This window comes from Actinomadura sp. 9N407, assembly GCF_044326315.1.
Taxonomy (GTDB): Bacteria; Actinomycetota; Actinomycetes; order Streptosporangiales; family Streptosporangiaceae; genus Spirillospora.
On sequence record NZ_JBIRAW010000012.1, the window covers coordinates 261,807 to 273,538 of the forward strand.

An 11,732-nucleotide genomic window follows, 5' to 3' on the forward strand; every position below is an offset into this window, starting at 1 on the left:
ACCGGCATGCGTACGTCAAACGGAGCGCTCCCGGCCGAGCAGCGCCGCGAGGGCCCGAGCCTCCTCCGCGTCCAGGCCGAGCACCACGCGGGGACGTCCCCACGGATGGTCGATCGAATGGGCCACATAGCTGGCGACCGACTCGGAGAACTCCTCGGCCAGCCCGCGCGCATGGCGCCACTCCGACCACGCCTGCTCCAACTCGCCCGCCGCGCGCTGCGCCAACGACACCAACTCCGGATCACGCACGGACTCAACCCCCCTGGTGAACATGGTCCGCCGAACGGTCCACCCATTAACCCGCCACCGGTGCCCCGCGACCCGCCGAATCCACCGACCTTGGCCATCCCCTTACCTGCGGCCGGGAATGATCGACCTTCGCGCGGGGCACCGGGGGCACCTCAATGGGTGACGGGCTGGGGCACCGGACCCGTGGTGGACCGTACGACCAGATGCGGGACCACCAGGTTCTGCCGGGCCGCCCGCTGCGGATCGTCGATCCGCGCGGTCAGCAGCTCGGCCGCGACCCGTCCCATGTCCCGGCGCGGCTGGTCCACGCTCGTCAGCGAGATATGCCGGATCGCCGCGAGATGGGTGTTGTCGTACCCGACGATCGAGACCTGCTCGGGTACGGGAAGCGCCAGCTCGTCGGCCGCCGACAGGGCACCGGTGGCCACCAGATCGTTGGGAGCGAAGATCGCGGTGGGCCTCCTTCCCCGGGACAGCAGGGCACGCGCGGCACGGTAGCCCCCCTCCTCGGTGAAGTCGCCGGGTTCCACGACGATCTCCTCCGCCAGCCCGTGCCGCCGCATCGCCTTCTCGTACCCGGCCCGCCGGTAATGCGCCGTGGTCGAGCGAGCCCCCTCGATATGCGCGATCCGCCGGTGGCCCAGATCCACCAGATGGTCAACGGCCAGGCTCGCGCCGAGTTCGTCGTCGTCGACCACGATGTCGACCCCGACGACATCACGCTCGCCGACGACCACCACCGGCACGCTGGCCGCCGCGTCCTTGAGCGAATCGGGCACGACGCTCAGCAGCACCAGCCCGTCCACCCGCATCTCCAGGAACGCCTCGACGGCCTCCGCCTCGAACAGCGGGTCCCAGCGCCCGCTGCCGACGAGCATCCGCAGCCCCTCGCCGTGCAGCGACTCCTGCAGCCCGTCGAGGAACTCGGCGAAGAACGGGTTGTGCAGGTCGGCCACGATCGCGCCGATCAACCGGGTCCGCCCCTCGACCAGGCTGCGCGCGACCGCGTTCGGCCGGTACCCCAGCTCGCGGGCGGCCTGGAGCACGGCTTGGCGGCGCCGTTCGCTCACATGGGGGGAGCCGCGCATCACCAGCGAGACCAGGGATTTGGACACGCCCGCACGTTCGGCAACGTTACGGATCGTGGGTTTGGACACGGGCAGTGACCGAACCTCACCGCTTCGTGGCAGCGGGACACGCTCGCGCGGGGGACTACTACCTTCACCAGCTGACATGGCACTCCGTCCAGGGGGGCCTGCAGGACCTGCCGCCTCGGCGCTCCGGGACCGTTCGATGACCGGGCGCGCCTCCCCCCGCTCGGGGGGAGATGCCATGATGCCTCGCCTTCGCCCCGGCTCGTCGCAACAGTGAGTAACGGCCAGCCGTCAATGGCAGTTCGGGCATGTGGTGTGCTGGATCACAGACACGGAATTAGTCGATCACAGTGCGAAAAAGCGCCCTGATCACCCTGCGCGTCCGGCCGCGAGCACCGCGTGCGCACGGTTCGGGTCGCGCCCTCCGATACTCTTCCTGGGTGGGAGAACGCGCTACGGCCGCAAGCAAGCCGAAGAACGGGCAGCGGGCCCGCCGGCGGCTGAGCGTCGACGAGCGCCGGGACGAACTGATCGAGGCGGCGCTGGAGCTGTTCAGCACCCGGCCGCCCGAGGACATCTCCATCGACGACGTCGCCGCCGCCGCGGGCGCCTCACGCGCGCTGGTCTATCACTACTTCGGCGGCAAGTACGAGCTCTACCTCGCCGCCCTCGGCAGCGCGGCCAAGCAGCTGTCGGTCCTGCTGGAGATCCCGACAGAGGGCAAGCCCCTGGAACGGCTGCGGATCTCCCTCGAGCGCTACTTCGACTTCGTCGAGAGCCACGCCGCCGGCTACGCCGCGCTCCTGCGCGGCGGCCCCGCCGACCGTTCCGGCGAAGTGGGCGAGATCGTCGACGGCATCCGCCGCCTCCTGCTGGGCCGGATCCTGCAGGCCCTCAACGTGGAGACCCCGCAGCCCGTCCTGCGCATCACCCTGCGCTCCTGGATGGCCTCCGTGGAGACCGCCGGCCTGGACTGGCTCGAGACCCGCGACGTGACCCGCGCCCAACTGGAGCGCCTGCTGGTCGACCAGCTGATCGTCCTGCTCCACGTAGCCGGCACCCACGACCCCACCATAGGCGTCCTCTTCGAAGACCTCACCCGCCAAGAGCTCGACTCCTAGCCGCGTCCCCAGCAACCTCGTCCGCTGTCGTGCACGCCAAACCTTGGCTCGCACTCAACGACCTTGGCTCACACTCACCACCTGTCCAGCAACCTCAGCAGGCAGCTCAGGTGGTGCGGACCTCAAGGCGTGCGAGCGCGTCCGAAGGCCCAGCCGAGATCAATGCCGTTCAGGCGAGATCTCGCTGATCGCGAAGCGATGCCAGCGCGAGCCGCGAGCGCCACAAGCGACGAGCCGCCAGGCGAGGAGCGCAGCTGGCGCTCGCCATAAGTAGGACCCGGGACCGCGATTCTCGGATGATCGTGGTCCCGGATCCATCGCCCAGGAGAGCCCTGAACCGGGTGGTTCAGCGTTCTCCTGGCCGCCCCCCTCATGGTGCGCCGTGTGCGGCCGGCGAGTGCCGTGGCGCTCGCCGGCCGGAGTGTCGTTACTCCGACCTCTGCTGCGGGATTCCCGCGAGCAGCGCTCGCACCTCAGCCTCGCGGTAGCGCCGGTGACCCCCCAGCGTCCGGATGGACGTCAGCTTTCCAGCCTTCGCCCAGCGCGTGACGGTCTTGGGGTCGACGCGGAACATCGTCGCCACCTCTGCCGGTGTGAGCAGGGGCTCGGCCTCTGGCGTACGTGCTGACATGTGTGCGGCCTCTCCTCCGTGGACCGATGACAGCGATCCTGCGATTGATCTCGCGCGGTCACTGATGTCCCCTATGGCCCGAAAGAGCCACTATGACATCACAACGTGTAACCTTGCCACCACTCAACGCGACAAGCAAGTTCCTGGCGATAGTTGCGTGAGAACATCCCCCGCGATCACCCGGAACCCCGCGCCTTCATGGCCACTGGGTCACGCTGCGTGATTCTAGCGACACGTATAGTCGTATCGCGCGCAGATTCGGGAAATTTGTTCAGTACGTCCAAGCGAGGCCCTGCTCACCTGCGCGTCCAGGGGCGCTCAGTTCGCCGATCGCAGCGCCCGGACGGGGCGCCAGCGGGCCAGCAGCCGCTTGTACATCGCGACGCAGAGTTCGACCTCACCGCGTGTCATCGCGGTCAGCGCCACCCCGACCTCGGCGACCGATTCGTCGGTACTCAGCGTGCGGTCGTCCAGCAGGTGGACGAGGCCGCCGTAGTCGAGTTCGACCAGGGCCTCGTGATGGAACTCCGCCAGCCAGTGGGCCAGGGTCTCGATCCGGCCCGCCGCGAGCCCCGAGTCGTGGTCGAGGTGGTCGCGTACGGCGGGCAGCGCGGCGTCGATCCGGCTCCGGGCCTCCCGCATCGACGTGACGTACATGAGCGTGCGGGTCGCCGACGCGGTCACCGGGCCGCGGCCGATGGGTTCGCCGCCCTGCGGTGCCGCAGGGGGTGGCGGGCCGAGCATGAGGCACCGCTCGGACGCGGCGAACGGCACGAACCACGACAGTGGCACGTGCCAATTGCTGGTCCGGATGTGGGGACGCGTCCCGCGGCCGGCCTGCTTCCAGCGCTCGAAGGCCTCCTCCACCTGGTGCGCCACCGGCGCCGGTACGTACGTGCCCGCCAGCCGGGACGGGGTCTCCTCCCTGAACCGGGCGAACGCGAGCCACGAGCGCAGCCGGGTCTCCCAGGGGCAGACGTAGACCATGTCCTGCGAACGCCGGATGTAGGCGTCGCCGCTCTCCCGTTCCGGGGCCACGATGGGCGGGGCGGCCACGAGGCGGAGCTTCGCCTCGCCGTGCTCGGCTTCCAGCGCGTGGGCGCGCCGCGGGCGCCGCCTGGAGTCGGCATAGGCCGTCCACAGGGTCCTGGCGGGCTCGGGGAAGGCGGTCACCGGCTCATATACCCGTAGGTACGCGGCGTACGGAAGCACAACCGCATAGTGACATGCCTCTCGCCGGTACGCCGCCACCGAGACCGCTGTGTTACCTCGTCACTCGGGTGACCCGTCTCACCCTTAGTCTGATCGTGAGACAGAGAGGAGGGCACCACCGTGCCTAATGTCTTCGGGTCGCCCCACAAGGGCACAGCACCCACCGAATCCCCGGCCTCCCGGTTCGGGACGCACGAGCAGGTCGTCTTCTGCCAGGACGAGGCCAGCGGCCTGCGTGCGATCATCGCGATCTACTCGACCGCGCTCGGCCCCGCGCTGGGCGGCACCCGCTTCTACCCGTACGGGTCGGAGGACGAGGCCCTGACGGACGCGCTGAACCTGTCCAAGGGCATGGCGTACAAGAACGCCTTGGCCGGGCTGGACCACGGCGGCGGCAAGGCCGTCATCATCGGCGATCCCGCGACGGTCAAGTCCGAGGGGCTCCTGCGGGCGTACGGGCGGTTCGTACAGTCGCTGAACGGGCGCTACTACACCGCGTGCGACGTCGGCACGTACAGCGAGGACATGGACATCGTGGCGCGCGAGTCGCGCTTCGTCACCGGTCGTACGCGCGCGCACGGGGGTGCCGGAGACTCTTCGATCCTGACCGCGTTCGGGGTCTTCCAGGGCATGCGGGCCGCGGCCGAGGCACTGTGGGACGCCCCCACCCTGCGCGGACTGCGGGTGGGAGTCGAGGGCGTCGGCAAGGTCGGCCACCGGCTCGTGGAGCACCTGCGCGAGGACGGCGCCGAGGTCGTCGTCTGCGACGTCAACGAGGCGGCCCTGGAACGCGTGCGCACCCGCCATCCGCAGGTCCAGGTCGTCGCCGACAAGGACGCCCTCATCCGGGCGAACCTGGACGTGTACGCCCCCTGCGCGCTCGGCGGCTCGCTGGACGACGACGCCGTTCCCGCGCTGACCGCGCGGATGGTCTGCGGTGCCGCCAACAACCAGCTGGCCCATCCGGGCATCGAGAAGCAGCTCGCCGATCGGGGTGTCCTGTACGCCCCCGACTACGTGGTCAACTCCGGCGGCGTGATCCAGGTCGCGGACGAGATCGAGGGCTTCGACTTCGACCGCGCCAAGTCCCGGGCCACCGGGATCTTCGACACCACCCGGCGGATCTTCGCGCTGGCCGCCGAGGAGGGCGTGCCGCCGGCGGTGGCGGCCGACCGCCTGGCCGAGCGCCGGATGTCCGCCATCGGCCGGTTGCGCGGCATCTGGCTGTGACCGCCGGACGGTGATCTCCGGCCGGACGGGAGCGCGGGTGATCTTGCTTGCGGTCCCGTCCGGCCGTACCCTCCGAACTGCCCGGTTCAAGGTCTGTTGACCGAAGTCGGGTGGCTCGCGGGTAGCGGATACACTGGTGTTTCTCCGCAACGGGCGTGCCGCCACGTACCGACGATGTACCGAGCCGGGCGCAAAACGGGTACGGTTGTATCCGTGACTGACGCATGGCTCATCAGGCATCGGTTCGTGTGGTACACGCGCGCGTTGATGGGCCCACGAAAGCCCTGACCATCGAGGGGGTCGAGCCAATGGGTCGCGGCCGAGCCAAGGCCAAGCAGGTAAAGGTAGCCCGCCAGCTCAAGTACAACGGCGGCAACACGGACCTCGACCGCCTGAAGGACGAGCTGGGAGTCTCCGACCCCGCCGGCGACGACTACGACGCCTACGACGAGCTCGCTGAGAAGTACGCCGACTACGCCGACGAGGGAACCGAGGACCGCAAGGAAGGTACCGGCTCCTGACCGTCCGGCCACGCCACCGCCCGCGCGTACACCCCGCGGGCGGTGGCGAAGTCTTTTGTCCGACCGGCGAGTCGCCGCCTGTCGGTCAGGAGCCCGCGAGGGCTTCTCGTACGCCGGGTTCCTGGCGGCCCAGCAGGGCCGGGTCGGGGCGGGTGGCGAGGCTTCCCATCGCCTTGAGCATCGCCAGGGGCTCGCGGCCGTAGCCGATGACCGTGGCGTTCATCTCCGGCGGGCTCGCGTCGCCGACGCCCCACGCGTCCAGGCCGGCCGCCCGGCAGAGGGCGACCGCCCTCGGCAGGTGGAAGTTCTGCGTCACCACCGTCAGGCTCCGTACCCCGAAGATCCGCTCGGCCCGCGCGCAGGAATCCCAGGTGTCCAGGCCCGCGAAGTCCCGGACGATCTTGCCTTCCGGCAGTCCCTCGGCCATCAGGTAGTCGCGCATCACGGTCGGCTCGTCGTAACCGGCGACCCGGTTGTCGCCCGAGACCAGCACGGCCTTGACCTTGCCCCGCCGGTAGAGGTCCAGGGCCAGATCCAGGCGGCGGGCCAGGAAGAGCGACGGCTGGTCACCCCAGATCCCGGCGCCGAGGACCAGCGCCACCTGTGTCGCCGGGACGTCCTGTACGGGCTTCCTGTAGCGCGCCGTGTCGGCGTAGGCCCAGCCAAGGGGAGCCATCACTCCGTACGCCACCAGGCCGCTCAGGACCGTCAGGGGCCCCGTCCAGCGCCGCACCGACCGCCAACTGAGGATCACGCCCCGTGTGACGCCCGATCCCCGCTCGAAGTTCCCGGGGGCGGCCGGGTGTCAGGACAGGGTGGCCTTGGCGGTGCCGGGGACGATCTCGCCCAGAGTCCAGGAGGGGACGCCGCGGTCGGCCAGGAGGCGCAGGGCGGCGTCGGCGGTGTCCGGGGCGACGATGGCGGCCATGCCGACGCCCATGTTGAACGTCTTGTCCATCTCGGCCGTCGGGACCTGACCGGCCTTCTGGAGGACCTCGAAGATGGGCGGGACGGTCCAGGAGGAGCGCCGCAGGGTCGCGTCCACCGTGGGGGGAAGCGAGCGGGCGAGGTTGGCCGCCAGCCCGCCGCCGGTGATGTGAGAAAAAGCACGTACGCCGCCCGCCCGGGTGAGGGCCAGGCAGTCCTGGGCGTAGATGCGGGTCGGGGTGAGCAGTTCCTCGCCGAGTGCACGGGCCAGCTCGGCGGGCTGGGACTCCAGGGTCAGGGCGGTGGTGGCGAGGATGTGCCTGACCAGGGAGTAGCCGTTGGAGTGGATGCCGGAGGAGCCCATCGCCAGGACGACGTCGCCGGGGCGTACGCGTTCGGGGCCGAGAAGCTCGTCGGCCTCCACGACGCCCGTACCGGCTCCGGCGAGGTCGAACTCGTCGGGCTCCAGGAGTCCGGGGTGCTCGGCGGTCTCGCCGCCGACCAGTGCGCAGCCGGCCAGGGCGCAGGCGTCGGCGATCCCGCCGACGATGTCCGCGATGCGCTCGGGGACGACCTTGCCGCAGGCGATGTAGTCGGTCATGAACAGCGGCTCGGCGCCGCAGACGGCCAGGTCGTCGATCACCATGCCGACCAGGTCGTGCCCCACGGTGTCGTACACGCCCAGGCGGCGGGCCAGATCGACCTTGGTGCCGACGCCGTCGGTGGAGGTCGCCAGCAGGGGACGGCGGTAGCGCAGGAACGCGGAGGCGTCGAAGAGGCCGGCGAAGCCGCTGGCGTCGTCGACGACCTCGGGGCGGCGGGACCGGGCCACCCGGGCCTTCATCAGCTCCACGGCGCGCTCGCCCGCCGCGATGTCGACGCCGGCCGCCTCGTAGGACGTGCTCATATCTCCCGCGCTCACGTGGTCGAAGGTTCCAGCAGGTGCTTGCCGCGCGCGCTCTCGTCCAGCGGGATCGGGTAGACGCCGTCGAAGCACGCCCGGCACAGGTCGTCCTTGGGGATCCGGGACGCGGCGATCAGCTCGTCCAGCGAGATGAAGCCGAGCGAGTCGGCGCCCAGGGAGTCGCGGATGCCCTCGACCGAGAGCTCCCCGGCGATCAGCTCGGCCCGGGTGGCGAAGTCGATCCCGTAGAAGCAGGGCCACGAGATCGGGGGGCTGGAGATCCGGACATGGATCTCGGCGGCCCCGGAGTCGCGCAGCATGGCCACGATCGCGCGCTGGGTGTTGCCGCGGACGATCGAGTCGTCCACCACGATCAGCCGCTTGCCCTCGATCGCCTCGCGCAGCGGATTGAGCTTGAGCCGGATGCCCAGCTCGCGGATCGTCTGCGAAGGCTGGATGAACGTGCGGCCGACGTAGGAGTTCTTGACCAGGCCCTGGCCGTACGGGATTCCGGAGGCCTCGGCGTAGCCGATCGCCGCCGGGGTCCCCGACTCGGGCGTGGGGATGACCATGTCGGCTTCGACCGGATGCTCGCGGGCCAGCCGGCGGCCGACCTCGACCCGGGTGGCCTGGACGCTGCGGCCGGCGATGGTGGTGTCGGGACGGGCCAGGTAGACGTACTCGAACAGGCAGCCCTTGGGCCGGGCCTCGGCGAACCGCTCGGACCGGACGCCGTCGGCGTCGATCGCGAGCATCTCGCCGGGCTCGACCTCCCGGACGAACTTGGCGCCCACGATGTCCAGCGCGGCGGTCTCCGAGGCCACCACCCAGCCGACGTCCTCGAAGCTGCCCAGCACGAGCGGGCGGACGCCCTCGGGGTCGCGGGCCGCGTACAGCGTGTGCTCGTCCATGAAGACCAGGGAGTACGCGCCGCGAACGGTCGGCAGGATCTCGCGGGCGGCGGCGATCGGGTCGCCCCCGCCGTGCGGGGCCAGCAGGGCCGTGAGGACCTCGGTGTCGGTGGTGGCGGTCAGCACGCCGGGAGGGAGCCGGTCGGCCAGCTCGCCGGTGTTGATCAGGTTGCCGTTGTGCGCCAGCGCCAGCCCGCCCGCGCCGGTCGAACGGAACGTCGGCTGGGCGTTCTCCCAGGTCGGGGAGCCGGTCGTGGAGTAGCGGCAGTGGCCGACGGCCAGATGGCCGCGCAGCGTGTTCAGGACGGACTCGTCGAAGACCTGGGAGACCAGGCCCATGTCCTTGAAGACGACGATCCGGGAGGCGTCGCTGACCGCGATGCCGGCGGACTCCTGGCCCCGGTGCTGCAGGGCGTACAGGCCGTAGTAGGTGAGCTTGCTGACTTCGGCACGATCCGCCTCGCTCGGAGGCACCCATACGCCGAAGACCCCGCAAGCGTCCTTGGGGGAGCGGTCCGAGGGGTCGAGGTCGTGGCTCAACTGTCCATCACCGAGAGGCACGCCCGCCAGTCTAGGTGCCCCCTTCACCTGCTCCGATCGGCGCATCACCTGGAACGGCCCTTACCCGCCGGAACGGCGGCCCCAAGGCGGCGCGGATCGCCTTGCCCCGCCTGGCCTCAGTCGGGCAAGGGGTGGGCGAGGGCTTGGATGGTGGACTCGTCCAGGGCCGACGCGTACACCCGGAAGTCGTCCAGGAGCCCCGTGAAGCCCGGCTTCCCGGGCTCGCTCCCCAGGGAGATCGGGCCGGACAGCGGGACCACCGCGTGCTCCAGGGGGACGGCCACATCCAGCTCACCGTCGATATACAGGAACATCCCGTCGGAGTTGACCACGAAGGCCACATGCGCCCACTCCCCGACCGGCAGCGATCTCCGGCTGTCCACGTAGTCGGGGCCCTTGATCGTGAAGAGCTGGGTCCGCAGGCGGGTGCCGTCCGGGTAGAGCCACATCCCGGCGCTGCGGGCGTCGTCCTCGCCGACCGGCTTGTAGAACAGGCCGCGCCACTCGCCGTCCGGTCCCTCGGCCACGTTGACGTGGAAGGCCAGGGCGAAGCCGAAGATCTGGCTCAGCACGAGCTGCGGTACCGCCGGGACGATGGCCCGCCCCCGGCCGTCGAAGGACAGCGCCTCACCGTCCCGGCCGGGCACGATCTCCACGGACTCGCCCAGCGTCACGGCGGGCCCGCCCTGGACGTCGGCCACGCTGCGGCCGTCGATCGTCTCGATGTCGAAGGTCCAGTGCGCGATGAGCATGGCGGCATCCCTCCATGCCGTGCCCCCGGCCGTTCGTGCGTACGATCCCCACGCTGTCAGCGTCCGGGCGCGGGGGCAAGGCCCCAAATCAGACGCCGATTCAATAGCCGGATCAGCCGGTGGGAACCGGGAGATGGCCGGTCAGATCGGCCCGCGGGCCACTGGCTCGCACCAGTCCTCCGTTCAGTGCCTCGTCCCAGGTCAGGCGGCCGGTGGCGAGAACGATCCAGGTGTGTGCGTCCATCTCGACCACGTTCGACGGGGTACCACGGGTATGGTGCGGCCCGTCGATGCACTGGACGGCGGCGTACGGAGGCACCCGGACCTCCACCGACCGTCCGGGCGCCAGCTCGGCGAGCCGGTCCAGCAGATGGCGCACGGCCCCCCGCAGGACCGGCCGCATCGGCTCGGTGCCCGCGTCGTAGGCGGCCAGGACGGCCGCCGGAGCGGAGCGGCGGAGCTCGGCCGGTTCGTCGGTGCCGCCGTACGGCGGGAGTCCGAGTACGCTGCGCTGTTCGTCCAGCACGGCGCGGGTGAGAGGTGTTCGCGACACGGGTGCGACGCTACCGTCCCGGTCCCTCCGGCCGCCTCCCGCCGTTCCTGGCACCGGTACCCCCCGGCCGGTGGGAGGATGTCCGCGCCGGTGCACCGAACGCCAGATATCCGGGGGAACCGCCGGGGAACGGTTCCCCGGCGGGAGAAGCACGGAGGTTGTCCAGATGGCCGAGGCGCTGCCCCTGCAGCCCGGTGATCCGAGCCGACTCGGCGAGTACGAGATCACGGGCCGGCTCGGCGTCGGTGAGCACGGCGCCGTCTTCCTCGGCCGGGACCCGTCCGGCCGTACCGTCGCGATCAAGCTGCTGCATCTGCGGGTGAGCGGCGAGCCCGCCGCCCGGGCCCGGTTCACCGGTGCGCTCGCCGCGGTACGGAAGGTGTCCGGCTTCTGCACGGCCGCGGTCCTGGACGCCGATGTCGAGGGCGACCGCCCGTACGTGGTCGGCGAGTGGGTCGACGGGCCCTCGCTGCTGCAACTGGTCGCCGACGAGGGACCGCGCGGCGCCGCCGTCGTCGAACGGCTCGCGGTCGGCACGGCCGTGGCGCTCGCCGCCGTCCACCGGGCGGGAGCGGTCCATCACGACTTCGAGCCCGGGGACGTCCTGCTGGGCCGCAAGGGCCCCCAGGTCACCGACGCGGGCCTCGCCGGGGCCTTGGACGCGGTGAACGCCGCTCCGACCGGCCGGGCCGGCGAGCATCCCTCGTACAAGGCCCCCGAGCAGCTCAGCGGCGTCGACATCGGCCCGGCCGCCGACGTGTTCGCCTGGGCCGCGACGCTGCTGTACGCGGCGACCGGGCGGCCGCCCTTCGGCGACGACGCGCCGTCGGAGGTCATGCAGCGGATCATGTACGACGATCCGGACATCACGGCGCTGCCCTTCTACCTGCGCGGGATCGTCGCGGACGCCCTCGCCAAGGAGCCGGCCAAGCGCCCGACCGCAGCCGCGCTGCTCGGGCGGCTGCTGGACGGCTCGGGCCCGCTGGCCGACCGGATCCCGGAATCGCTGGTCGCCGAGGGCCGGGCCCTCGCGGGCGGTTCCGAACCTTCGGCCCCCGCCCCCGCC

13 protein-coding genes are annotated in these 11,732 nt (G+C 71.0%); 4 read left to right on the forward strand and 9 right to left on the reverse strand.

What is annotated here, in order from left to right; all coding sequences use genetic code 11:
• Positions 1–15: 15 nt before the first annotated feature.
• Together ACH34Q_RS21435 and ACH34Q_RS21440 are read right to left on the reverse strand one after the other, a co-directional pair.
• On the reverse strand, positions 16–249 hold the full coding sequence (locus ACH34Q_RS21435) for a hypothetical protein (RefSeq protein ID WP_395984769.1): 234 nt from the start codon (positions 247–249) through the stop codon (positions 16–18).
• Between the two features lie 152 nt (positions 250–401).
• Positions 402–1,484 carry a LacI family DNA-binding transcriptional regulator gene (locus ACH34Q_RS21440; RefSeq protein ID WP_395984770.1) on the reverse strand — a complete coding sequence of 361 codons (1,083 nt, stop codon included), beginning with the start codon at positions 1,482–1,484 and terminating at the stop codon, positions 402–404.
• Positions 1,485–1,783: 299 nt separating this feature from the next.
• Here ACH34Q_RS21440 and ACH34Q_RS21445 point away from each other — a divergent pair, with 299 nt between their 5' ends.
• A complete protein-coding gene (locus tag ACH34Q_RS21445) occupies positions 1,784–2,464 on the forward strand; it encodes a TetR/AcrR family transcriptional regulator (protein WP_395984771.1) in 681 nt (226 codons plus the stop codon).
• Positions 2,465–2,891: 427 nt separating this feature from the next.
• Here ACH34Q_RS21445 and bldC read toward each other — a convergent pair whose 3' ends face one another.
• Both bldC and ACH34Q_RS21455 read right to left on the reverse strand, forming a co-directional pair.
• Positions 2,892–3,095, reverse strand: coding sequence for a developmental transcriptional regulator BldC (gene bldC, locus ACH34Q_RS21450; RefSeq protein WP_012850682.1), 204 nt, complete (start codon positions 3,093–3,095; stop codon positions 2,892–2,894).
• A gap of 318 nt (positions 3,096–3,413) precedes the next feature.
• Positions 3,414–4,268 (reverse strand): hypothetical protein, encoded by an 855-nt coding sequence (locus ACH34Q_RS21455; protein WP_395984772.1) that lies wholly within the window; start codon positions 4,266–4,268, stop codon positions 3,414–3,416.
• Between the two features lie 159 nt (positions 4,269–4,427).
• On the opposite strand from ACH34Q_RS21455, the gene ACH34Q_RS21460 reads away from it, so the two are divergent.
• Positions 4,428–5,537: a Leu/Phe/Val dehydrogenase gene (locus ACH34Q_RS21460; protein WP_395984773.1), complete on the forward strand. Its 1,110-nt coding sequence runs from the start codon at positions 4,428–4,430 to the stop codon at positions 5,535–5,537.
• Between the two features lie 308 nt (positions 5,538–5,845).
• Complete coding sequence (locus ACH34Q_RS21465; protein ID WP_395984774.1) at positions 5,846–6,058, forward strand: DUF3073 domain-containing protein; 213 nt, start codon at positions 5,846–5,848, stop codon at positions 6,056–6,058.
• An 85-nt stretch (positions 6,059–6,143) separates the two neighbouring features.
• On the opposite strand, the gene ACH34Q_RS21470 is transcribed toward ACH34Q_RS21465, so the two are convergent.
• The 5 genes from ACH34Q_RS21470 to ACH34Q_RS21490 form a co-directional block, all read right to left on the reverse strand.
• Positions 6,144–6,791 (reverse strand): vancomycin high temperature exclusion protein, encoded by a 648-nt coding sequence (locus ACH34Q_RS21470; protein WP_395984775.1) that lies wholly within the window; start codon positions 6,789–6,791, stop codon positions 6,144–6,146.
• A gap of 72 nt (positions 6,792–6,863) precedes the next feature.
• The gene (gene purM, locus ACH34Q_RS21475) at positions 6,864–7,892 is read right to left on the reverse strand and encodes a phosphoribosylformylglycinamidine cyclo-ligase (protein ID WP_395984784.1); all 1,029 of its coding nucleotides are present in this window, start codon (positions 7,890–7,892) and stop codon (positions 6,864–6,866) included.
• An 11-nt stretch (positions 7,893–7,903) separates the two neighbouring features.
• The gene (gene purF, locus ACH34Q_RS21480; protein ID WP_395984785.1) at positions 7,904–9,406 is read right to left on the reverse strand and encodes an amidophosphoribosyltransferase; all 1,503 of its coding nucleotides are present in this window, start codon (positions 9,404–9,406) and stop codon (positions 7,904–7,906) included.
• A 71-nt stretch (positions 9,407–9,477) separates the two neighbouring features.
• Positions 9,478–10,113 carry a LamG domain-containing protein gene (locus tag ACH34Q_RS21485; RefSeq protein WP_395984776.1) on the reverse strand — a complete coding sequence of 212 codons (636 nt, stop codon included), beginning with the start codon at positions 10,111–10,113 and terminating at the stop codon, positions 9,478–9,480.
• A 112-nt stretch (positions 10,114–10,225) separates the two neighbouring features.
• Positions 10,226–10,666 (reverse strand): sterol carrier family protein, encoded by a 441-nt coding sequence (locus ACH34Q_RS21490; protein WP_395984777.1) that lies wholly within the window; start codon positions 10,664–10,666, stop codon positions 10,226–10,228.
• Positions 10,667–10,832: 166 nt separating this feature from the next.
• On the opposite strand from ACH34Q_RS21490, the gene ACH34Q_RS21495 reads away from it, so the two are divergent.
• The coding region (locus ACH34Q_RS21495; protein ID WP_395984778.1) for a serine/threonine-protein kinase at positions 10,833–11,732 on the forward strand (900 nt) is incomplete at its 3' end.